Source organism: Streptomyces sp. CB02009 (genome assembly GCF_001905825.1).
Lineage (GTDB): Bacteria > Actinomycetota > Actinomycetes > Streptomycetales > Streptomycetaceae > Streptomyces.
The window spans coordinates 225863-248143 of the sequence record NZ_LIVV01000001.1; the positions used below are offsets into that span (position 1 = coordinate 225863).

20 protein-coding genes and 1 pseudogene are annotated in these 22281 nt (G+C 75.3%); 10 read left to right on the top strand and 11 right to left on the bottom strand.

The genetic code is table 11. The annotated features are described in order from the left end of the window. Positions 1–95: 95 nt before the first annotated feature. Positions 96–1268: a DUF2306 domain-containing protein gene (locus AMK27_RS01070; protein ID WP_241847261.1), complete on the top strand. Its 1173-nt coding sequence runs from the start codon at positions 96–98 to the stop codon at positions 1266–1268. A gap of 974 nt (positions 1269–2242) precedes the next feature. Here AMK27_RS01070 and AMK27_RS01080 read toward each other — a convergent pair. The 3 genes from AMK27_RS01080 to AMK27_RS01090 all read right to left on the bottom strand — a co-directional run bounded on the left by AMK27_RS01080 (position 2243) and on the right by AMK27_RS01090 (position 4840). Further along, the gene (locus AMK27_RS01080; RefSeq protein ID WP_073902138.1) at positions 2243–3364 is read right to left on the bottom strand and encodes a sensor histidine kinase; all 1122 of its coding nucleotides are present in this window, start codon (positions 3362–3364) and stop codon (positions 2243–2245) included. Further along, on the bottom strand, positions 3357–4067 hold the full coding sequence (locus AMK27_RS01085; RefSeq protein ID WP_073902139.1) for a response regulator transcription factor: 711 nt from the start codon (positions 4065–4067) through the stop codon (positions 3357–3359). Before AMK27_RS01085 ends, AMK27_RS01080 begins: the two co-directional genes overlap by 8 nt. 68 nt (positions 4068–4135) lie before the next feature. Beyond that, positions 4136–4840, bottom strand: a complete 705-nt coding sequence (locus tag AMK27_RS01090; RefSeq protein ID WP_073902140.1) for a VanZ family protein — start codon at positions 4838–4840, stop codon at positions 4136–4138. A gap of 198 nt (positions 4841–5038) precedes the next feature. On the opposite strand from AMK27_RS01090, the gene AMK27_RS01095 reads away from it, so the two are divergent. Next, positions 5039–5653, top strand: coding sequence for an isochorismatase family protein (locus AMK27_RS01095; RefSeq protein ID WP_073902141.1), 615 nt, complete (start codon positions 5039–5041; stop codon positions 5651–5653). Between the two features lie 18 nt (positions 5654–5671). On the opposite strand, the gene AMK27_RS01100 is transcribed toward AMK27_RS01095, so the two are convergent. Continuing rightward, positions 5672–6268, bottom strand: coding sequence for a TetR/AcrR family transcriptional regulator (locus AMK27_RS01100; protein ID WP_073902142.1), 597 nt, complete (start codon positions 6266–6268; stop codon positions 5672–5674). Positions 6269–6394: 126 nt separating this feature from the next. Then, a complete protein-coding gene (locus AMK27_RS01105; RefSeq protein WP_274535728.1) occupies positions 6395–7213 on the bottom strand; it encodes an NADPH-dependent F420 reductase in 819 nt (272 codons plus the stop codon). A gap of 89 nt (positions 7214–7302) precedes the next feature. On the opposite strand from AMK27_RS01105, the pseudogene AMK27_RS01110 reads away from it, so the two are divergent. The 4 genes and pseudogenes from AMK27_RS01110 to AMK27_RS01125 all read left to right on the top strand — a co-directional run. Continuing rightward, positions 7303–7593: pseudogene (locus AMK27_RS01110) on the top strand (ArsR/SmtB family transcription factor); the annotation flags it as partial. Positions 7594–7719: 126 nt separating this feature from the next. After that, complete coding sequence (locus AMK27_RS43275) at positions 7720–8106, top strand: hypothetical protein (RefSeq protein WP_073903783.1); 387 nt, start codon at positions 7720–7722, stop codon at positions 8104–8106. A gap of 236 nt (positions 8107–8342) precedes the next feature. Beyond that, positions 8343–8690, top strand: a complete 348-nt coding sequence (locus AMK27_RS01120) for an ArsR/SmtB family transcription factor (protein WP_073902144.1) — start codon at positions 8343–8345, stop codon at positions 8688–8690. Between the two features lie 37 nt (positions 8691–8727). Next, a complete protein-coding gene (locus tag AMK27_RS01125) occupies positions 8728–9111 on the top strand; it encodes a VOC family protein (RefSeq protein ID WP_073903785.1) in 384 nt (127 codons plus the stop codon). 99 nt (positions 9112–9210) lie between these two features. Here AMK27_RS01125 and AMK27_RS01130 read toward each other — a convergent pair whose 3' ends face one another. Together AMK27_RS01130 and AMK27_RS01135 are read right to left on the bottom strand one after the other, a co-directional pair. Continuing rightward, the gene (locus AMK27_RS01130) at positions 9211–9741 is read right to left on the bottom strand and encodes a carboxymuconolactone decarboxylase family protein (protein WP_073902145.1); all 531 of its coding nucleotides are present in this window, start codon (positions 9739–9741) and stop codon (positions 9211–9213) included. Next, entirely contained in the window at positions 9683–10591 is a 909-nt protein-coding gene (locus tag AMK27_RS01135; RefSeq protein WP_079188130.1) for an AraC family transcriptional regulator, read from the bottom strand. Before AMK27_RS01135 ends, AMK27_RS01130 begins: the two co-directional genes overlap by 59 nt. A 49-nt stretch (positions 10592–10640) precedes the next feature. Between AMK27_RS01135 and AMK27_RS01140 the strand changes: the two genes are divergently transcribed. Beyond that, entirely contained in the window at positions 10641–11075 is a 435-nt protein-coding gene (locus AMK27_RS01140) for a DUF2000 domain-containing protein (protein WP_107425450.1), read from the top strand. A gap of 92 nt (positions 11076–11167) precedes the next feature. On the opposite strand, the gene AMK27_RS01145 is transcribed toward AMK27_RS01140, so the two are convergent. Beyond that, positions 11168–11839, bottom strand: a complete 672-nt coding sequence (locus AMK27_RS01145) for an aminotransferase class I/II-fold pyridoxal phosphate-dependent enzyme (RefSeq protein WP_158076885.1) — start codon at positions 11837–11839, stop codon at positions 11168–11170. After that, positions 11812–12714 (bottom strand): aminotransferase-like domain-containing protein, encoded by a 903-nt coding sequence (locus tag AMK27_RS01150; RefSeq protein WP_158076886.1) that lies wholly within the window; start codon positions 12712–12714, stop codon positions 11812–11814. Before AMK27_RS01150 ends, AMK27_RS01145 begins: the two co-directional genes overlap by 28 nt. A gap of 169 nt (positions 12715–12883) precedes the next feature. Between AMK27_RS01150 and AMK27_RS01155 the strand changes: the two genes are divergently transcribed. From AMK27_RS01155 to AMK27_RS01165, 3 genes are all read left to right on the top strand, one after another. Continuing rightward, entirely contained in the window at positions 12884–14134 is a 1251-nt protein-coding gene (locus AMK27_RS01155; protein WP_073902149.1) for a Tm-1-like ATP-binding domain-containing protein, read from the top strand. Positions 14135–14194: 60 nt separating this feature from the next. Beyond that, a complete protein-coding gene (locus AMK27_RS01160; RefSeq protein WP_241847262.1) occupies positions 14195–15028 on the top strand; it encodes a phosphoenolpyruvate hydrolase family protein in 834 nt (277 codons plus the stop codon). A gap of 83 nt (positions 15029–15111) precedes the next feature. Next, on the top strand, positions 15112–18363 hold the full coding sequence (locus AMK27_RS01165; RefSeq protein ID WP_073902150.1) for a helix-turn-helix transcriptional regulator: 3252 nt from the start codon (positions 15112–15114) through the stop codon (positions 18361–18363). On the opposite strand, the gene AMK27_RS01170 is transcribed toward AMK27_RS01165, so the two are convergent. Then, positions 18345–20273, bottom strand: coding sequence for a serine/threonine-protein kinase (locus AMK27_RS01170; protein ID WP_073902151.1), 1929 nt, complete (start codon positions 20271–20273; stop codon positions 18345–18347). The two genes, AMK27_RS01165 and AMK27_RS01170, sit on opposite strands and share 19 nt — an antisense overlap. Continuing rightward, a complete protein-coding gene (locus tag AMK27_RS43280; protein WP_073902152.1) occupies positions 20270–22009 on the bottom strand; it encodes a hypothetical protein in 1740 nt (579 codons plus the stop codon). The genes AMK27_RS01170 and AMK27_RS43280 overlap by 4 nt, the downstream gene beginning before the upstream one ends. Positions 22010–22281 lie beyond the last annotated feature (272 nt).

Sequence of the window (22281 nt, forward strand, 5' to 3'; positions counted from 1 at the left end):
GCACGGATACAGGCACGGATGCGAGGACGAGCGCGCGTACCGATAGGGGTCCGGGCGCGCGTGCCGGCTCCGGTGCGGGCATCAGGTGGGGGCGGGTGTCCGCCGTCGCCGTGACGGTGGTCTGCCTCGTGTACGCGCCGATCGCCATGACCGAACTCTGGCCGTACGCCACCCCCGGAGCTCCCGCCCTCGGCGAGTGGCTCCTCGGCCGGTCCGTCTCCGCGGAGTTCGTGGCCGACGCCGTCCGCGACCGGATGGGACCGTACACCCGCAGTCTCGTCCCGCTGATCGTCCACTCGGTCCTGGGCGGCCTCCTGATGCTGCTCGGTCCCGTGCAGCTGCTCTCGGCGGTACGCCGACGCATCCGGCTGCACCGCGCCCTCGGAACCGTCTTCGCCGCCACGGTGTACGTGTCGATGGCCGGCGCGGCGCTCTACCTCCTGCGCACCCCGCCCGCGGAGGCCTTCAGCGGCGCCGCGTTCTGGATCGTGCTCGCGACGATCCTGGTGGGCACGGTCGGCAGCGTGACCTTCGGAGTCCTCGCCGCCGTGCGGGGCTTCCCCGACCTGCACCAGCGCTGGTTGCTGCTCTGCTACGGCTTCCTGATGACGGCTCCGCTGCTGCGGATCGAATGGGGCGTCCTGCCCGCGCTGTACCCCGGCCTCTCCCTCCAGGACATCAACCGCGTCGCGATCATGCACCTCGGCGCGCTCGTCGCCTTCGGCGCGCTCCTGGCCTCCCGGGCCCTCGACCGGCGGACCGGGGTTCCCGGAGCGACCGGCACCTGGGCCCCGGGCCCGGTCCTCGTCGCCGCCCACGTCCTGGGCGCCGCGGGCCTGGGCTGGATCGTGTACGCCCTCCTCGGCCAGGGGACGCAGGGGCGGAGGCTGCTCGTCGCGTACCTCGTCCCGTACGTGCTGACGTACGCCGTCGTCGCGGTCCGCGCGATGCGCGCCCGGGTGCGGCGAGCGGTCTGGGCGCGCGAGGAGTGGCGGCTGCACCTGGCGGCCCAGTGCCTGGCCCCCGCCTTCTCGGCGGTCACGGTGCCCGTACTGGAGCGGACGATGGGCCTCGACCGGCTCACGTCCCTGATCGCGGGAGTCGGCATCGGCGCGGGCATGCTGGCGTACGCGGCGGTCGCGGTGGTGAGTCTGCGCGTCCTGCACGGACGGGAAGTCCTCAGGAGGCAGGGGGAGTCGGCGGAGGATCCCCCTGCCCCACCCGCTCGTGCGGCCACGCGGCCGGTCGGAGCGGACGGGAGCAACTGATGGCCGTCCGGAAGGAACTGTCACCCGGCATCGTCGTCCTGAGCGCCGTCGTGGGCGGCATCAGCCTCGCCACCGGCGCCCTGCTCACCGTGACGAGCCTGTTCGGGTACGCGGCGGGCCCCTGGGTGTCCCCGGAGGCGCTGAGCCCCGGGCTCGTCGGAGCCGCGNGGGCGGGCGCGCCGCTGGGAGGACGTACGGAGCCTGGTGCTGCCGCTGGTGATCGTGCTGGCAGGACTGTTCGCGGTGAGCCTGCTGAACGGCGGCTCCCTCCAGGCGGCCGAGGGCGGCCCACTGTTCCTCGCCCTCTTCAGCCTCGGCTGGGTCGCCGTGCTCGGGCTGCTCGCCCTCGGCGCGCTGGGATGCCTGGTCGCGCAGTACCGGAGACCGGCCGGCGGCACGGGCGCGGCCCCTCGGCACCCGGTCGCACCGCTGCCCGGCTGGTCGAAGCCGCCGCTCGCCGTCGTCGGCTCGGGATGGCTCGGCATCGGCGCCGGGCTGCTCGCGTTCCCCGGCTTCTGGGGCGCGCTCCTGCCGTGGACGGTGAACCGCGCGGACGCGCAGGGCCTCGGAGTCTGGGCGCTCGCGCTGGGCGTCGGCGTCCTCGGCGCGCTGGCCGAGGACGATCTGACCCGCATCCGCCCCGCGCTGCGGGCCGTCCCGCTGATCGCGCTCGCCATGGTGCTCGTCCTCGCGGTCCACCACCGGTCGGTCGACTGGACCTCGGGTCCCGGCGCCTCGCTTGCCGCGCTCGTCACCGGCCTCTTCACGACGGGAGCCTCGGGCCACTGGCTGCTCTCCCGAGCGGACCGCCGAAGCGCCGCCGCGGCCGAGGCCGCGGCGGCCACGCCTACCGGGTCCGTGCCCGGCGCGCCTGCCGGGTCCGCGCCTCCCACGCCTGTCGAGTCCGAGGCCGCGCCCGAGGTCCCGCTCGCCGCCGTGCCCCCTGCCGGGCCCCCGCCCGCGGACGACGACGGCTAGGGCGCGCCGGGAAGCCGGACGGTGACGAGCAGGCCGCCGGCGGGGCGGGCGACGAGGTCGAGGGAGCCGTCGTGGGCGCGGACGACGCTCCGCACGATGGCCAGGCCGAGGCCGACGCCGGCGTGCTCGTCGGTGCGCACGCGTGTCGCGCCCCGCTGGAACGGCTCGGTGAGCGTCGGCACGACCTCCGGTGCGAGCGGAGGACCGGTGTTCTCGACCCGCAGCACACTCGTGGCGCCGGTACCGCCCCCGCCCGTCCCGATCCTGCCGGTCCCGGCGCCCTCCGTCCCGGTGTGGACCGTGACGGTGCCTCCGGCGGGGACGTTGTGGACGACGGCGTTCTGGACGAGGTTCGTGACCATCCGCAGCAGGAGCTCCGCGGAGCCGCTGGTCGGGGCCGCGGTGCCGGTGACGTCGAGCGTGATGCGGCGCCGCTCGGCGAGGGGGAGCAGCGTTTCGGCCGCCTCCTCGGCGAGCAGGGAGAGGTCGACGTTCTCGCGGGTGAAGGTGCCGGTGTCCCCGCGGCTGAGCACCAGCAGGGCCTCGGTGAGCGCGATCGCCCGGGTGTTGACGGTCCGCAGGCGTTCGACGAGCTCCTCGCGGTCGTGGGTGGGGTCCTCGCGGGCGACGTCGAGGAGCGCCCGCGAGACCGCCAGCGGGGTCCGCAGTTCGTGGGAGGCGTTCGCGGCGAACCTGCGCTGCTCGTCGACGTGCGACTCCAGCCTCCCGAGCATCGAGTCGAAGGCGTCGGAGAGTTCACGGAACTCGTCCTGGCGGCCCTTCATCCGGATCCGGTGGGACAGCGACCCCTCCCCGGCCCTGCGTGCCGCGTCCCTGATCCGGTGGAGCGGTGCGAGCATCCGGCCGGCGAGGAGCCATCCCCCGACCAGGCCGAACACGAGGAGGCAGGCCATCGCCACGGCGGCGGCGGGGAAGAAGGTGCGCACCAGGAGCCAGCGGTTGGGCGAGACCCCCAGCAGGCCCTGGGGGTTGTCGGGCACGTAGCGCAGCAGGTACCCCCACACCACTGCCAGCAGCAGGGCGCCGGCGACGGCGAGGAACCCGGCGTAGCTGAGGGTGAGTTTCAGCCGGGCGCTGAGCCCTCGCCGTCTAGTCATGCGCGGGGCCGGTGCCGGGGCTGCGGGTGTCGGGGGTGCCGGGGGCGGCCTCGATGCGGTAGCCGACCCCCGGCACGGTCGCGATGAGCCACGGTTCGCCGAGCCGTTTGCGCAGTGCGGAGACGGTGATGCGTACGGCGTTGGTGAGGGGGTCGGCGTTCTCGTCCCAGGCCCGTTCGAGCAGCTCCTCCGCGCTGACGACCCCGCCCTCGGCGGCCACGAGGACGTCGAGGACGGCGAACTGCTTGCGGGTGAGCGCCACGTACCGCCCGTCGCGGAAGACCTCCCGGCGGAAGGGGTCGACCCGCAGGCCGGCGAGCTCGCGGACCGGGGGCCGGGCGTGCGCGCGTCTGCGGTCGAGCGCCCTCAGCCGCAGGACCAGCTCCCGCAGGTCGAACGGCTTGGTGAGGTAGTCGTCGGCGCCCAGCTCGAAACCCGAGGCCTTGTCGTCGATCCGGTCGGCTGCCGTGAGCATGAGGATCGGGATGCCGCTCCCGGAGGCGACGATGCGCCGGGCGACCTCGTCGCCGGAGGGGCCGGGGATGTCCCGGTCGAGGACGGCGATGTCATAGGAGTGGACGCCGAGCAGTTCCAGGGCGGAGTCGCCGTCTCCGGCGATGTCGGCGGCGATCGCCTCGAGCCGCAGCCCGTCACGGACGGCCTCGGCCAGGTACGGCTCGTCCTCCACGATCAGTACGCGCATGGCTGAAGCCTAAGCACCGGGACCCGGCACCGAGGTGCCCGAGGCCGGGGACGCGGCGGACTCACGGCTCAGGCCGCCGATGCCAGGGCGGGGCGGGGCCCGTCCGTGGGCGCCTCCGCCGCGGTGCGCCACCAGTGCCGCGAGGCCAGCGCGGCCAACGCGGCGCCGGTGGCGTTGACCAGCACGTCGTCCACGGAGGACACCCGGTCGAGTCGGAAGACGTACTGGGCGCCCTCGACCAGGACCGAACAGCCCGCGCCGAGCGCGAGGATCCGGGGAACGGAGGCCAGTGCCGCGAACCGCACCGGGGCGAAGAAGCCGAGCGAGGCGAAGACCAGGAGGTTGCCGACGATGCCGAGCGTCCCCATCGTGACCAGGTCCCGCAGCGGTACCAGGCTCACCCGGGCGGGGGCGATGCTGGGCGCGGCGCCCGGCATCAGCGTCAGCCACAGGAACGGCACCGTCCCGTGGACCATGCCCACCTCGGCCAGCGACAGCCGCCAGGCCGGTGCGCGGCCGGCCGCCCGCCGCCGGAGGGCCAGGGCCCCCGCCACGAGCAGGGACAGCGGCACCGCGACCAGCGTCATGAGCACCACACCGTTGAAGGTGTCGAAGCAGCCGTGCCACCGCCCGGCCATGCACCGCGGAGCGGACATCATGAGCGGCCCCCGCACCACGTACAGCGCGCCCGCCAGGCCGAGAAGAGCCAGGCCGGTGAGCACGGTCCGGCGCGTGCGGCGGGGCGGGGCGGGCGGCGGGGCGCTGGATGTCATGCCCTCATGGAAGTGGAAGGGCGGTTGCGGGGGCGTATGCGGTTTTCGATACACCCGCGATACGCGAACCCGTGCCCGTGCCGGTACGAAGCGGTCGGCGCGGACACGTGCGTGGGCGTGGACGGGACGGCCGGAACCGCGGGCGGGACGGTCCGAAATCCCCTGGCACCGGCGGCGGGTGGGCGGGATCATGGTCGGATGAGCCAGCACGCCGACACGGCCCCGCCCGCCACACACACCCCCGCCACCCCGCCCGTCGACGCGCTGATCGTCGTGGACGTGCAGACCGCCTTCGTCACCGGTGACGGGGCCGTGCCCGCGGCCGCGCGGCTCGTCGACCGTACGACGGACCTCCTCGCGCGGGCGCGACGGGACGGCGCGCTCGTCGTGCACCTCCAGAACGACGGACCGCCCGGAGCGGAGGACGAACCCCACACGCCGGGCTGGGAGCTCCACCACCCCGTCGCGCCCGGGCCGCGCGAGTTCGTCATCCGCAAGCCGTACGACGACGGCTTCGAGGAGACCCGGCTCGGCGTCGTGCTCTCCGACGCGGGCGTGCGCGCGATCGCCGTCTGCGGTGTGATGTCCGAGATGTGTGTGCAGGCGACGGCACGTACGGCGCTGGCGCGCGGCTACCGCGTCGTCGTCCCGCACGACGCCCACGCCACCCAGGACGTGCCGGCCGCGCCCGGGATCAGCGAGGTCGTCCCGGCCGCCACGGTCTCCCGGGTCGCCGCCTACGCCCTGGGGAGCGACGCGGAGGTCACCGTACGGGCCGCCGAGGTCACCTTCGCGGGCCCGGCCGCAGGCTGAGGTTCCCGGGTCGCGCCGTCACTCCGGCCGGAGGGAACGCCAGATCCGGTCCGGCAGGATCCTGCCCGCCTGCGCGAGGTCCACGTCGTGCGCGCCGGAGAGCCAGCGGCGCGCGGTCTCGGCCGTCGGCCCGATGACCAGGGCCTCGATCAGCGGCTCGGGAGTCGGCGCGATCTCACCCGCCTCCGCGAAGGGCCGCAGCCACGCCCCGATCGCGGAGAGCAGCGGCTCCTCGGCAGCCCGGATCCGCTCGGCGTGGGCGACGAGACGGCCCGAGTACGCCGAGGCGTGGATGAACAGGGCGGCGTCCGGGTTCTCCTCCGTGAACCGGAGGTACGCCGTGACCACCGCCCGCACTCCCGTCCGGGCCGTCCTGGTGCGGCCGAGGGCGGCGACGACCTCGCCGCACAACCGTTCCGTGCACCGGATGTACAGAGCGGCGGCGAGGCCGTCGAAACTGCCGAAGTGGTGGTACAGGCTGCCGAGGCTGACACCACCGGCCGCCGTCACCGCGTTCACGGTGAATCCCTCCTGGCCGGAGTCCGCGTACACCTTCAGTGCCGTCGTCAGCAGACGTTCGACGGTGGCCTCGCCACGCTGCTGCTTAGGAGACATGGCGCACACCCTAGTGCAGCCGTAACTAGAGCTTTGTTCGGGTTTTGTGGCGGGGAAGTGCCCGGGGCCGGCGGCGGCGCGAACCGGTCGGAGCGCGCGGCGAGGCCGGCCCCGGAGGGGGCGTGGTCAGCCCCGGAAGCCCTCGGGGCGCTCGGGAGAGGCGGCGCCCAACGCCTTCGTCACGGCGTCCACGCCCTCCCGGAGGCCGTAGACCGGGGTGTCCGGCTGCTGGCGCCAGGAGTCGTCGATCCCGCCCGCGTCCACGGAGTCGAAGCCCAGCTCGTCGATGAGGAGCCGGACCTTCTCCTTCGCCGCCGCGTCGTCACCCGCCACCGGGAGGGCCAGGCGCTCCGGGTCGCCCGCCGGGCGCGGCCGGTCCAGGATGTCCTGCGCGTAGGTCCCGTTGAAGGCCTTGATCACCGGGTGGCCGATGCGGAGCTCGGTCCAGCGGCTCTCCGTCAGGCCCTCGTCCTCGATCGCGGCGATCCGGCCGTCGCGCTCACGGGGGTAGTAGTTGCCGGTGTCGATGACGGCGAACCCCTCCGCCGCGCCGTCGAGGAACCCGGCCGGCAGGTCGGGGACGTTCTTCAGCGGGACCGTCACGACGACGATCTCGGCGCCCCGGGCGGCCTCCGAGGCGGTGACGGCGGTGGCGCCGGTCTCCTCGACGAGCGCGGCGAGGGTCTCCGGGCCGCGGGAGTTGGCCACGGACACGTCGTGACCGAGGGCGGTGAGGCGGCGGGTCAGGTTGCCGCCGATGTTGCCGGCGCCGATGATGCCGATCTTCATGGTGCTTCCTTCTGTCCGTTCCGGCTGTCGCTTCGAGCTGTCTGGTGCAGCCCCGGGAACGCGGAGTCTGTTCCCGGTTCCGGAGACCGGTCGCGCCGGAGACCGGTCTCCGGAACCCGTCTCAGTACGTGAAAGGCAAATTGCAGATTTCTGCAATTCGATACATCCTGGTCAGGCCGTGCCCGTCGGGAGCCGCCGGGTCGCGGCGACCCGCCCCGCGCCCCCGTGCCCCCGGAGGACAGACCGTGCCGGTCCCGCCGCACCAGGCCAAGGCCGAGTTCTTCCGCATGCTGGGCCATCCCGTCCGCGTCCGGGTCCTGGAGCTGCTCCAGGACGGGCCGATGCCGGTACGGGAACTGCTCGCGCGGATCGAGATCGAACCGGCGGCACTCTCGCAGCAGCTCGCCGTGCTCCGCCGCTCCGGGATCGTGACCGCGGCCCGCGAGGGGTCCACCGTCGTGTACACGCTCGCCGGCGGGGACGTGGCCCAGCTGATGCGCGCCGCCCGGCGCATCCTCGCCGAGATCGCCTCCGGCCCGCGGCCCTGTCTCCCGCCCCCGCCCCCGCTTCGGCAGCACGCGCCTCCGCGGCCCGTGCCCCCCGTCAGTGCCCCCAGTCCGTGCTCCCGCAGTGACCGCCGTACGAGAAGGATGACGACGCAGATGACCATCGAATGGCGTTACACCGTCCAGCAGGACCTGGGCGTACTGTCCCTGGCCGGGTTCCTCGGAGCCGACGCCGTGGGACGGTTCACCGGGGCCGTGGGGTGGGCGGTGGCGCGGGGCACGGGTCCGGTCGTCCTCGACCTGACCCGGCTGCGGGGCTGGTCGGCCGGCGGGCAGCTCGCCGTCGCGGAGGCCGCGCTCCGGCTGCGGGCCGAGGGCCGTGCCCTCGAACTGGCCGCGATTCCTGCCGACGGCTCCCTCGTCCCGGCGGGCGAGGGCCCCCCGGTCCTGGTCCACCGCGACCTGGCCGCGGCGCTGGCCGCGCACCGCGACGCGGGCGTGGAGCAGCGGGCCTGGCGCAGCGACGCCTGGCCGACCGCCTGACCGCCCCGGCGGCGCCACCGCTCACGTACGGCCCACGTACGGCACACGTACGGCACACGTACTGCTCACGTACCGCTCACGTACGGTCCGTGTACCGCCCAAGTACCGGCCCGTCCTGGCAGGTTCCGGCCATGATCGGCCGCGGAGCCGTCCTCGGTGCGTTTCCGCTCCGACAGGAGCGAGGATGGGGGCATGCTGCAGAGTGCCGGGTCGATGAGACGCGCGGGGTGGGTGCGATGAGTACGCCGCTCTACCAACTGAAGGCCGAGTTCTTCAAGACACTGGGACACCCCGTCCGCATCCGCGTCCTGGAGCTGCTGAGCGAGCGCGAGCACGGGGTCGCCGAGATGCTCCGCGACACGGGTGTCGAACCGGCCTACCTCTCCCAGCAGTTGGCGGTCCTGCGGCGGGCGAACATGGTCGTCGCCCGCCGCGAAGGCACGGCCGTGTACTACGCGCTGACGAGCCCTCAGGTGGCCGAGCTGCTGACGACCGCCCGCGCGATCCTCTCGGGCGTCCTCGCCGGCCGGGCGGAACCGCCGGGCGGCCTCCGGGCCCCGGCGCCCCGGGAGAAGACCCCCTGATGGAGTCCGATGCCGCTCATACGGCATGGTGGACCGCATGTATTCGGTGGTGCAGAACGTGGCGGTCGACTGTGCGGATGCCTATGGGCTGGCGCGGTTCTGGAGCGAGGTGACCGGCTCCCCGTTGGACCCTTCGAGCGGACCGGGCGACCCGGAGACCCAGGTGATGCTCAAGGGCGGCCCGGTGCTCTACTTCAACCAGGTTCCCGAGCCCAAGACCCTCAAGAACCGCCTCCATCTGTGCCTGCGCCCGACGACCTCGCGCGAGGCGGAGATCGAGCGCCTCCTGGCCCTCGGAGCGTCCCTGGCCGGCGACCACCGGAACCCCGACGGCACGGGGTGGGCGGTCCTCACCGACCCCGAGGGCAACGAGTTCTGCGTCCTCCGCGGCGACTCCGACCGCGCGAACCCGCCTTCCTGAGCGCGGGACGAGCGAAGGCGCGCGGCGGTGCGCGGAGGCGCGCCGAAATCGTTGGACTCGCCGGGCTCCGCGACAGCGTCGCGCCGTTCGGCGGCACCCTCAGGCTTCGCGCTCCGGCTGGATGCCCGCCAGAAGGTTGAACGCGCCCGTCAGCAGGTTGAGAGTGACCACTCCGACCACCTCCGCGATGACCCGGTCGCTCCAGCCGTGTGACCGCACCTCCGCGACGTCCTCGTCGGACAGGGACCCCGGTTCGGCCAGGACCCGCAGCGCGAGGCCGATCAGCGCGGCCTCGCGCGGGTCGGTGGACGTGCCCTGGCGGGCCAGTTCGAGGTCCGTCTCGCTCAGGCCCGCCGCACGGCCGGCCGCACGGTGCGCCTCGGCGCAGGTGCCGCAGCCGATCCACTCCTGCACGGCGAGGGACAGCTTCTCGCTGAGGGCGCGGGGGATCTTCACCCGCTTCATCGCCCGGGAGAGGTTCAGGTAGCCGTCGAGCAGGGCCGGTGAGTGCGCCATCGTCGACACCATCTCGCCGACGGACCCGTGCCGTCGGGCGATGTCGGTCAGCAGCTCACCCGCCCGGCCCGGCGCCTGCTCGGGGGAGAGCGCGGTCATTCTTCTGGTGGTCATGTAGCCTCCTCGTCATACCCGTAGGGGGTATAACGGGGAGTGGGGTCGAGGGGTTCCCGCCGCTCCGGGCGAAGCGCCCCGGCGTCGTGCCGACGAGCCGCTTGAACGAGCGGTTCAGATGCGACTGGTCGTAGAACCCGGTCGCCGTCGCCACCTCGCCCGGCGGCCGCCCGTCCAGGAGCAGCCGGCGGGCCCGGTCGAGCCGGCGGGCGGTCAGGTACTGGTGCGGGGCGATGCCGAAGGCGCCGCTGAACGCCCGTACCAGATGCGTCGGATGGGCGTGCAGGATCCGCGCGGCCTCGTCCAGGGTCACCCCTTCGAGCAGCCGGGCGTCGAGGAGCTCGCGGAGCCGGTGGGCCACCCCGGGATCGGCCGGGCGCGCGCGGGCGACCGCCCGGGGCCGCAGACGGGTGCGGAGCCGTTCCCGGATGAGGGCGAGCCGGCTCTGCGCCTCCAGCTCGCCGCCCCGGTCCGCGAGCGCCGCGTGCAGCTGGCCGACGCGCCGGCGCAGCAGCGGATCGACGAGATCGGGCCCGTCCACCGCCGCGCCGATGAAGCTCTCGTCCAGCTGGGTCAGATCCAGGTAGAGCACCCGCTTGCGGAATCCGTGCGGGGTCGCCGGCGAGCCGTTGTGCGGAACCTGCGGCGGAAGCAGTGACACCGTGTCGCCGGGGGTGCCGTGCTCGCGCCGGTCGAGGTCGTAGCGGACGGCCCCGTCGTCGACGATGAGCAGGGTCCACACGTCGTGGACGTGCATCGGGTACGCGTGCGCGGTGAAGCGGGCGTGGAAGACCTCGACGACTCCCGGCACGTGCGGGCGCCACGCCGAGACCTGCTGACCGGCCACCATGCAAGGAATGTACAAGACGGTACGGCGGGCGGGTCGGCAGTCTCGGACCATGACGACCACCGACACCGCACCCGTCCGCTTCGACACCAAGATCGCCGTACTCCTGCGGGAGGACCTGGAGACCTGGCAGCGGCTGAACGTCACCGCCTTCCTGGTCAGCGGCCTCGGCACGGAGCTGCCCGAGGTGATCGGCGAACCGTACGCGGACGCCGACGGCACCCGGTACCTGCCGATGTTCCGCCAGCCCGTGCTGGTCTTCGAGGGGGCGAAGGAGACGCTGACGGCGGCGCACGCCCGTGCCCTCTCCCGCGCGCTCCCGCGGGCGGTGTTCACGACCGAGCTGTTCACCACGGGCAACGACCGCGACAACCGCGCCGCCGTCCGCGCGGTGGGGACTGACGGGCTGGATCTGGCGGGCCTCGCCGTGTACGGGCCGCGCAACGTGGTCGACAAGGTGCTCAAGGGCGCACGGATGCATCCCTGAGGGACCCGGGGCGCCGGGGCGGGGATGGTCAGCCGACCGCCCTCGCCGGGGCGGGGACCGGCAGCCGACCGCGCGCTCCGCGCCGGGGACGGTCAGCCGACCGCGCGCTCCGCACACTCCAGCAGCGTCGGCAGCGCGGCCGCCAGGGCGTCCGTCCCGTGCCCGTACGGCAGCCGGAGCCGGTCCCGGAAGCCGTCCACCGGGGAGAAGGCCGACCCCGGGACGACGGACACGCCGTGACGGCGTGCCAGCTGGGCGAGGGCCTCCGTGTCCGCGCCCGGGACCCGCACCCAGAGTGCGGGGCCGCCCGCGGGCCGGGTCCACTCCCAGTGCGGCGCCCCCGCCCGCAGCAGCGCCTCCGCCGCGTCCCGGCGGCCGTGCAACTCGGCCCTGCGACGCGCGCGTGCCTCCGGCAGCCGGTCGAGGAGCCGGACAGCGACGAGCTGGTCCACGACGGAGCAGGACAGGTCCACCGAGGTCTTGATCTTCGCGAGCCGGGCCACCACCTGCGGCGAGGACCGGACCCACCCCACGCGCAGACCACCCCAGAACAGCTTCGAGAGCGTGCCGACCGTCACCGACGCGCCCATGGGCAGCTCGGCGACGAGCGGCACCGGGGCGGCCTCGTCGACCCCGCCGGTGCCGTCCCTGGCGTCCGTGACGTCCCTGCCGTCCGCCCCGCCTCTGCCGCCCCTCCCGTCCGCCCCGTCCCTGCCGTCCGCGGCGTCTCCCAGGCTCAGTTCCGCGCACGCCGTGTCCTCCACGACGAACAACTCCCGCTCCCCGAGCACCCGCTGCCACTCCTGGCGCGCCGCGCCGCGCCGTCCATGCTGCGCCCCGTCGGGTTGTGCGCCGTCGGCTGGAGGTACACGAGCCGGGGCCGCACATGGGCGCACAACCGCCGCAGCGCGGCCGCGTCCGCGGACTGTCCGCCGTCGGCGGGACCGTCACCGCCCACCGGCACCAGCCGGGCACCACGCGCGCGCAGCGCCTCCAGGGCACCCCGGTAGGTGGGGTTCTCCACGACCACCGTGTCGCCCGGCTCGACCAGGGCCTGCGCCACCAGCCACACCGCCTGCTGGGAACCCGACGTCACCAGGATCTGGTCCGCCTCCGTCGGCACCCCCGCCGCCCGGTAGTACGCGGCGATGCCCTCCCGCAACGCGGGAATCCCGTACGGGTGGTACCCGTCGTCCCCGAGCAGCGCGCCGACGTCCCCGCCGGTCAGCGCGGCCACCGCCTCGCCCACCGCGCCGAGCCCCGGCAGCGCCCCGCTCGACAGGTCCGCGCCGCCGGCGGAGACGGCCGTGCGCGACCGGGCGTCGAAGCTCACGAGCCGCCCCTCGGTGACGTACCCGTCGGCCGTCCCCGACCCCCGCAGCCGCGAGCCGCTGCCCCGTACGCTCTCCAGCCAGCCCCCGCTCTCCAGGAGGCCGTACGCGGCCGTCACCGTGGACCGGCTGACGCCCAGCACCAGGGCCAGTTCGCGCTGCGAGGGCAGGACCGTGCCGCCCGCGACGTCGCCCCGCGCGGCCAGCTCCCGCAGCGCGTCCGCGAGCCGCCGGGGAAGCGGCCCCGGCCCCTCCGACGACCAGCCGGTGAGGAGTCGGGACAAACGGGTCGAAGCAATCCGGGCCATGGCAACCATCTTGCGCCACCACGCAGGCCAATCCGGCCAGAGTGGTCGTTGTCGCCGCAGATCGCACGACGGAGGATCGACGACGGCGGGCCCCGGGCGACGGGACCCGGAGGCGGGAACGGGCGGGGGACCGGCCGGGATCGGGCCGGATCAGGAGAAGGGTGAGCGCATGGCGACCGTCGTGCTGGTCGGCACACTGGACACCAAGGGGGAGGAGTACGCCTGGCTGCGCGAGCGGCTCAGGGAGTACGGCGCGGACGTCCTCCTCGTCGACACCGGGACCACGCCCGCGCCCGCGCACGCGCCCGTGGCCGACGTCACCGCCGACGTCGTCGCGCGGGCCGCGGGCCACGACCTGGCGAGGCTGCGGGCCGACGGGGACCGCGGCGCGGCAGTCGCCGCGATGGCCCAGGGGCTGACCCGGGTCGTCGTCGACCTCTACCGCAAGGGGAGGCTGCATGCCGTGCTCGCCGCCGCGGGGAGCGGCGGCTCCGCCGTCGCCGCCCAGGCCATGCGGGCCCTGCCCATCGGCGTACCGAAGGTGCTCGTCAGCACCATGGCGGGCGGTGACGTCTCCCCGTACGTCGACAGCAGCGACCTCACCCTGATGTACAGCGTCGTCGACATCTCCGGGCTCAACTCCGTCTCCTGCGAGGTCCTCGGCAACGCCGCGGCCGCCGCCGCGGGCATGGCCCGCCGCCACGAGCGCAACCACGACGAGCAGGCGGGCCGGGGACGGCCGGTCGTCGCGGCCACGATGTTCGGCGTGACCACCCCGGCCGTCGACACGGCCCGCGCCCGCCTCGCCGAACTCGGCTACGAGGTCCTCGTCTTCCACGCCACCGGCGCGGGCGGCCGGGCCGTCGAGAAACTCGCGAGGGACGGCATGCTCGACGGCGTCCTCGACCTCACCACCACCGAACTCGCCGACGAACTCGTCGGCGGGGTGCTCAGCGCGGGCCCGTCCCGGCTCACCGCCGCCGGAGCCCTGGGCATTCCGCAGGTCGTCGCCCCCGGCGCGCTCGACATGGTCAACTTCGGTCCCGCCGCCACCGTTCCCGAGCGCTTCGCCGAACGGCGGCTGCTCGTCCACAACGCCACGGTCACCCTGATGAGGACCACCGCGCGCGAGATGGCCGACCTCGGCGCCGTCATGGGCCGCAAGCTCCGCGGCGCGCGCGGACCGGCCGAGGTCTTCTGGCCGCTGCGCGGCATCTCCGCCGTGGACGTCGCCGACGGTCCCTTCGCGGACCCGGAGGCGGACAGGTCGGGCCTCGACGCGCTGCGCGCCGCCGTGCGCGGCGGCGAGGTCCGCGTCCACGAACTCGACGCCCACATCAACGACCCGTCGTTCGCGGTCGCCATGGCGGACCGCCTCCACCGGCTGATCACCGAGCACGCCCGCCGCGCCACCCACTGAGGCCCCCACTGAGGTCCTCACCGAGGCACCCGACACGGACACCGAGGAGCGAACACCACCGTGAACACCATCAGCCGACAGGACGTCCTCGACCGACTGCGCGCCCAGGTCGCCGCAGGCCGCCCCATCGTCGGCGCCGGAGCCGGCACGGGACTCTCCGCCAAGTGCGCCGAGGACGGCGGGGTCGACCTGCTGATCATCTACAACTCGGGCCGCTACCGGATGGCCGGGCGCGGCTCCCTCGCCGGACTCCTGCCGTACGGCGACGCCAACGCCATCGTCCAGGACATGGCGCGCGAGGTCCTGCCCGTGGTCCGCGACACCCCCGTCCTCGCCGGTGTCTGCGGCACGGACCCGTTCCGCCGCATGGACCTCTTCCTGGACCAGCTCAAGGCCATGGGCTTCACGGGCGTCCAGAACTTCCCCACGGTCGGCCTCTACGACGGCACCTTCCGCGTCAACCTGGAGGAGACCGGCATGGGCTACGGCCTGGAGGTCGACATGGTCCGCGCCGCCCGCGAACGGGACCTGCTCACCGCCCCCTACGTCTTCGACCCCGAGCAGGCGGCCGACATGGCACGGGCCGGCGCCGACGTCCTGGTGCCCCACGTCGGCCTCACCACCAAGGGGTCCATCGGGGCGGGGACGGCGATGACGCTGGACCAGGCCGCGGCGGCGGTCCAGGAGATGCACGACGCGGCGAAGCGCGTGAACCCCGGCATCCTGGTGCTCTGCCACGGCGGTCCCATCGCCGAGCCCGAGGACGCGCGCCACGTTCTGGAGCGCACCACGGGCGTCGTCGGCTTCTTCGGTGCCTCGTCGATCGAGCGCCTCCCGACGGAGCGGGCCATCACGGAGCAGACCCGCGCCTTCAAGGCCCTGACCACCGGCTGACGCCGTTGTCGGTCGCGTGCCGTACAACTGGGAGCGGGGAAGAGGACGACCGCACCAGGACGACCGCACGAGGGGGACTGCACATGGACGCTTTCGCGGATCCGGGGAGTGCCGGCCGTGCGCCCCTCGTCGGCAGGGCCCGCGAACTCGACCGGCTCGACGTGCCGCTGCGCCGGCGCGCCGGGGGCACGGGGCCGGTGGCCGTGGAGGTCGTGGGCGAGCCGGGCATCGGCAAGTCCCGGCTCCTCGCCGAGTTCGCGGCACGCGCGAGGCGACAGGGGGCCACGGTCCTGCGCGGCCGTGCGGGACCCGCGCTCCCCGCGGGCCCGGCGGGCGTCGCGGGCCCGGCGGGCGTCGCGGGCCCAGCGGTCCGTGACGACTCAGTGGTTCTCGGCGGCTCAGCCGTCCAGGCCGGTCCTGCGGGCCGGGACGCGGGCCCGCCCTTCCAGGCCTTCGCGGACGCCTTCGCGGACCTGGACCACCACGAACGCGCCCTCTCCCCGGCCCTGTCGGCCCTCGCGGAACTCGTCGAGCCACCCCCGGCGGCGCCCCGTGGCGACCACGCGGCGGGCACCCCGGCCGCGACGGGACCGGCGGCCGCTGTCGGTCCCGTCTCGGGCCCCGGAGCCCCGGACGGCCTCCGCGCCTCCGGCGGAGCGCGCGGTGCGGAGGGCGGGCGGCCCGGTGGCGGCGAGGCGGACCGCGTCCGGCGCATCGCGGCGGCGCTCGGGCGGCTTCCGGCGGACGGGCCCGTCCTCGTCCTCGCACTCGACGACTTCCACGCCGCCGACCCCGCCTCCGTCGCGCTCGTCGACCATCTCCTCCGGCATCCGCTCCGCGCGCCCGTCCTGCTCGTTCTCGCCCGCCGCGAGCGCCAGACCACGCCCGCGCTCGCCTCCCTCCTCGCCCGTGCCGCCGACTCGGGGGAGCTCGCCCGGCTCACCCTCGGGCCTCTGACGGCGGGCGACTGCGCAAAGGGGCTCGTGCCCGGGCTGCCGGCCGGCCTCGACCGGGAGATCCACGCCGTCAGCCTCGGCAATCCGCTCTACCACCGGGCCCTCGCCCACGCGCGCACCCACGGGGGAGCGATGCCCGGGAACGGGCCCGTCGCGTTGGTCCTCGACGAGCTCGCCCCGCTCGACGGGGCGCAGCGGGCGGTCGTCGAGGCACTCGCCGTACTCGACGGGCGCGCCACGCCCGAACTGCTCGCCGCCGTGTCCGGGCCTCGCCCTGCCCGCCCCCCGATCGCCCCGCAGCACGCCGTCGAACATGCGTCAGCCCCGCACCCGGCGGATCTGCCGCACCCTTCACTCGCCTCGCATCCGTCGCATCGGTCGAGGCGGTCCGGCCTGCCGGACCCAGTGACCGTGGACGTGGTCTCGGACGCCGTCCTCAGGGAGCTGGCCCACCGCGATCTCGTCCGCCCCTGCGACGACGGGCGGATCCTCGTCCTGCGCCACCCCGCCCTGCCCGAGCTCCTCCGGGGCACGCTCGACCCCTGGCGGCGCCGTGAACTGCACCGGCGGGCGGCCGACGCGCTCGCCGCCGCCGGGGCGCCCGTGACCGAGCGTGCTCCGCACCTGGTCCGCGCCGTGACGGTCTGGGACCCCGACGCCGCCGCCGACCTGGTCGAGGCCGCCGAGCGGATCGGCGCGGCGGACCCCGCGCGCGCCGCCCACTGGCTGGGAGCCGTCCTCGCCCTGCTCCCCGACACCCCCGGGCACCGCGCCACCTGGCGCGACCTGACGCTCCGCCGGGCCCGGGCCCTCGGATCCGCCGGCCGGGTGGCGGAGAGCCGGGACCTCCTTCACCGGCTCATCGACACCTGCCGTGCGCCGGACACGGCCGAACTCCGGACCTCCGCCGTCCTGCTCTGCGCCTTCATGGAGCGCCACCTCGGCCGCTACCCGGAGGCGGACGGACTGCTCCGCCGCGAGCTGGAGCGCACCCCGGGACCCCGTGCCGACCTGCGGACCTGGCTCGTCGTCGAATGGGGCTGCCGGGCCCTCTTCGCGGCCCGGTACCCCGAGGTCCGGTCCGTCGTCGACCGCACCCTCGAGGAGGCCCGGCGGCGGCGCGACGAAGCGGGCACGGCGGAGGTGCTGACCCTCGCCGCGCTCGGCGAGGTGTACGAGGGCCGGACCGCCGCCGCCCGCGTGCACGCGGCGGAGGCCGCGGCCCTCACCGACACCTTCACCGACGGCGTACTGGCCGTCCACCCCGAGTCGTTGGTACGGCTCGGCTGGACCGAGGTCTTCCTGGAGGAGTACGGCAGTGCCGAGCGCCATGCCACCCGCGGCATCGCGATGGCCCGGCGTGCCGGACGCCCCTTCGCGCTCTCGCAGTTGCTGCTCTGCTCGGCGTACGTCCACTTCCTGACCGGCAGGGTGGCCGCCGCGCTCGACCTGGCTGAGGAGTCGCTCGCCGTCGCCCGCGCCCTGGGAGGCGCCGAACTCGTCGGCTTCAGCGGGGCGCTCCGGGCCGTCGTCCTCCTCCACGCCCGGCCGCTGGGCGACCCCGAGCCGTCGGCCGCCGCTGAGGAGGCCGCTGCCACGGTGGGGACCGCCGAAGGCTGGTGGGCCACCCAGACCCGCTCGCTGCTCGGCTACGCCGTGCCGCTCCACAAGGACCCGCACCGGGTGCGCGAGGTGCTCGTGCGCGCGGGCGGCGACCGGAGCCTGTCCCGGCTCCAGCCCTCCCTGCGCCCCGGATACCTGGAACTGCTCGCGGGCGCGGCCCTCGTCACCGGGGACCCGGCGGAGGCCGAGCGGGTCGCCCGCCTGGCCCTCGCGGAGGCGGAGCCGCTCGGGCTGCCCGTGCAGCGGGGCGCCGCACTGCGTGCCTGGGGGCAGGTCCTGGCCCGGCGCGGCGAATCGGCTTCCGCGGCACGGGCGTTCACCGACGCGGCCCGGGAGAGCGCACGCTCGGGGGCCGTTCTCCGGGAGGCCCACAGCCTGCTCCTCGCCGCACCGCAGACCCATGCGGCGGGCGACGGCACGAGGGCCGCCGCCCAGTGGCGCAGAGGCAGACGGCTGGCCGTCGAGGGCGGCGCCCGCATGCTGGTCGACCTGGCCGACCGCACCCGTCCCGCGCCTCCGGAGGGGGCGGCCGGGGGCCGGCTCGCCGTTCTCACCCCGAGGGAGCGGGAGATCGCGGTCCTGGTCGCCGAAGGACTCACCAACCAGGCCGTGGCCGACCGGCTCTGCCTCAGTCCGCGCACGGTCGAGAGCCATGTCGCCCGGGCCTACCGCAAGACGGGAGTGGAGAGCCGGGCGGCGCTCGCCTCCCTCGTGGTCAGGGACGGCGCGGGCGGCGGTCAGTTCTCGCGGGGATAGGTCGCCGTCACCCGGCCCTTCGCGTCCGCCTGCAGATAGGCCGAGCCGTAATCGTCGGACAGGTAGACGCTCATGCCCGCCTTGGTCCCGAAGATCGACGACGGCGGGTTGACGACGAGATAGCGGCTGGTCGGCTTGTCCACGCCCAGCTCCTTGTCCGCGCGCTTCATCAGCGCCGGCAGGGCGTCCCAGTCGAAGTCGTCGAGGTCGGTCGGGACAGAGCCGGGGAAGGCCGTGCCGGAGCCCTGGCGGACGGCGGCGTCCTCGCCCCGGTACATGTACCGGTCGTACCGCTTCGTGCTGCCCTTCACGACCGACTCGGCGATCGCGTAGTCCGGGTACACGACGAAGCTGGTCACCGTCGTCCCGCCCGAGGCCTCCTTGATCGCGGCGATGGCGGACCGGATCCCGGCGGGGGTCAGCAGGCTGCCCTTCACGGGGGCGACGCCCTTCGCCGTCGACGGTGCCGAGGTCGGCGTCTTCACCGTCGACGTCGGGGTGCCGGACGCGCCGGGTCCCTGGGCGACCGGGCCCTGCTGCGACGGGGGCGCGCTGCTCGGCCCGCTGCCCGGGTCGCCGGGCCGCCAGTCCCAGTTCAGCGCGGCGACGGGAATCCCCACGGCGAGCACCACGACGGCGGCGGAACCCAGGAACCGGGCGGTACGACTCCGCCGCCGCCCGGCGCCACCGGTCGCGGAGGCGGAGGACGGAGCGGTCGCGGGGGAGCCCCCGGACGGCGCGAACACGCCGGAGGCCGCAGGGGGAGTGGCCCATGGGGAGGCGTCGGCGGGCGAGCCGCCGCGCGCAGTCGTCGCGGCGCCCACCGGAGCCCCGCCCATCGGAGCCCCGCCCACCCGGGCCCCGCCCACCGGAGCCGTGCCCGAGGCCGTCGGAGGAGATGCCGGAGGGCCGGTCGGAGGTGCCAGGTGGAACGAGGTCGTCCCCCCGACGGCCGCCGGCGGCTCGCCGAAGCCCTGGTAACCCGGCGGCCCGAAGGCCTGCGGGCCCGTCCCGTGCGCGGGTGCCCCCGCCGGGCCCCGTACCGCGTCGGCGTCCTGCGGGCCGGCCGGCCGGTCGGCCGCCCCCGGTGACGTGACTGCGGCGAGCGCGCGGTCGAGTTCCGCAGCGTCCGGGCGGGCGGACGGCTCCCGGACCAGCAGCCGGCTCAGGAGGCCGGTGAGCTCGCCGGCCCGCCGCGGGGGCGGCACGTCGTCGGAGAGGACGGCCGCCAGCGTCGCGAGCGTGTTCTCCCGGCGCAACGGGTGGTGGCCCTCGACCGCCACGTACAGCACCATGCCGAGGGACCACAGGTCGGCGGCCGGACCGCTGCCGCCACCGCCGCGGATCCGCTCGGGCGCCATGTAGTCGGGCGAGCCGATGATCGACCCCGAGGCCGTCAGGACGGTCGACTCGCGGACCGCGGCGATGCCGAAGTCGGTGAGCACCGGCCGGCCGTCGGGGCGCAGCAGGACGTTGGCGGGCTTCACGTCGCGGTGCTCGATGTCCCGCTCGTGGGCGGCCCGCAGGGCCGAGAGCAGCTCGCGGCCGAGCGCGGCGGCCTCGACCGGGGTCATCGAGCCCCGGTCGAGCCGGTCCTGGAGGGAGCCTCCGGTGACCAGCTCCATCACGAGCCAGGGGTAGGTGCCCTCGCCGGCGTCGACGATGTGATGGATGGTCACCACGTTGGGGTGGTCGATCCGGGCCAGGGCGCGTGCCTCGCGCAGCACCCGCTCGCGCAGGGTCCGGGCGCCCTCGACGTCGTGCTCGGCGAGCGCGGGGTCCGGCGGACGCACCTCCTTGACCGCCACGTCGCGGTGGAGGACCAGGTCGCGGGCGCGCCAGACCGTCCCCATCCCACCGCCGCCCAGCCGCTCCACCAGCTCGAAGCGGCCGTCGATCACTCTGTTCACTCGCACCCCTGTACTCGGGTCCCCGGGGCGGTCGCGGCCTGCGGCCCTGCCCCGCCCACTTCGCCGTACACGTCGACCTGGTAGCGCTCCGGCGGTCCGAAGGGCTCCGGGAGTGCGCGCAGGCCCGGCCACGCCCCCCGCGCGCCCCCGCCCGGGGCACCGCCTTCCGCCGAGGGCCCGGTCCCGGCCTTCGCGTCGGCGTAGACCGTACCGCCCGTGCCGGGGATCTCCGGCACCGGGCCGCGGGTCCCCGCCAGGCCGAGCACGTGCTCCGCCCGGCGGGTCAGGGCCGCCCCGGGGCGTGGGTCGCCCCAGGGCCGGGCCGCTGCCGCGGCGAGCGCGTACTCCCGCGCCGCCCGGCCGGGTTCGCCCAGGTGGAGCAGACACTCGGCGAGCCAGGCCCTGGTCCGTACGCGCCCCGCCGTGTCGCCGTCGTCCTGGAATCCCGGCAGCGCCTGTTCGAGGAGGGCGAGGGCCCTGTCCCATCCTCCGCGCTCCGCGTGCGCGACACCGAGCAGGAGGCGTGCGAGGGCGCCCACGCGGACGTCGCGGGCGGGCCCTTCGGTGTGGCGGACGGCTTCGGCGAGCAGCGCAAGCCGCTCGCCGTCCTCCTGCGCCGTCTCCTCCGGTTCCTCCAGTTCCTCAGCCGGCTCTTCCTCCACCGCCTCCGCGGTCTCCGCAGCCGCCTCCACGGCCTCCGCGGTCTCCGCAGCCGCCTCCACGGCCTCCGCGGTCTCCGCAGCCGCCTCCACGGCCTCCGCGGTCTCCGCAGCCGCCTCCGCTGCCCCTGCCGCCTCTGCCGCCTCTTCCGCGCTCCGGGCCGTACGCCCCTGCTCGCCGGACCCGGCGACCGTCCGGGCAAGCGCCAGACAGAGCCGGGCCCTGTCGGCGGCCCGCAGCGGTGTGTCCGTCACCTGGGGGACGAGCGCGGCCCGGAGGACCGCGGCCGCCTCCTCGTGCGCGCCGGTGGCACGCAGCACGGCGGAGAGCAGGAGGTGGTGCTCGGTGGCAGGCCATGTCCGGCCACCGGCCCGGTGGTCGTCGAGCGCCGCCCTCAACTGGGCCTCTGCGGCCGCCGGGTCGTCGGGCGCGGTGATCCGGCCGAGCAGCGCGCGCGTGTCGGCGAGCACACGGGCGACGGCGGGATCCGCCCGGTGGGGCGCGGCGAAGGCGATCAGCCGGGCGAGGTCCTCGCGCAGGGCGGCGGCCTCGGCCGCCGGGTCGGGCGCGGTGCCGAGCAGATCGGCGCGGATCCGGCCGTGCAGCAGACGCACCGTCGCGGTCTCGGCGGCCCCGGCCTGCCCGACCCGGTGGAGTGCCGAGGCGCGCTCGCACAGCTCCGCGAGCCGCGCGCAGGCCGTCGCTCCGGGGCCGGGGCCCGCGACCAGCGCGCGCGCCCGCGAGACCAGGGCCTTGCCGCGCTGCCCGGCCCGCTCGTGCAGGTCGGCGGCCCGGAAGAAGAGCGGCCCCGCGGCCGGGCGCGCGGCGCCCCGGCAGTCGAGCGCGGTCGCGTCCAGGGCGTCGGCGTGGTCCCCGGGCGTGAGGGCCCCGCCCGCGCGCCGAAGGGCCGTCGCGGCCCGCTCCCAGGCGCTCCCGGCCCCGGGGTGCCCGTGGACGGTGAGCCGCCGGGCCCGGTGGAGCAGCTCGTGCGGATCCTCCGGCTCGTCGCCGGTACCGGCCCCCCGGTCGTACGGACGCACACCGATGCGGAACTCGTCGGGCGAGCGGCTGCTCATGCGGGGGGTGCTCCGGGGAGAGGGGACGGAGGGAACTGCACACCCGGCAGAACCCGTGACCACAGAGGTCGGAACGACTTTCGCAGTCCGGGGACGCCCGCACATCCGTAGAACTACGGAATCCGCAGAGCCGGCCTTTCCGCAGAGCCGCCGATTCAAAAGAACCACGAACTTCCCAGAGCTCCCGTCCGCCCCGTCCATCCCGTCCGCCCCGCCGTCACCGCATCGATCGGCCGCACTGGGCAGAGCCCACCCCCAGGTACTCGGCTAGG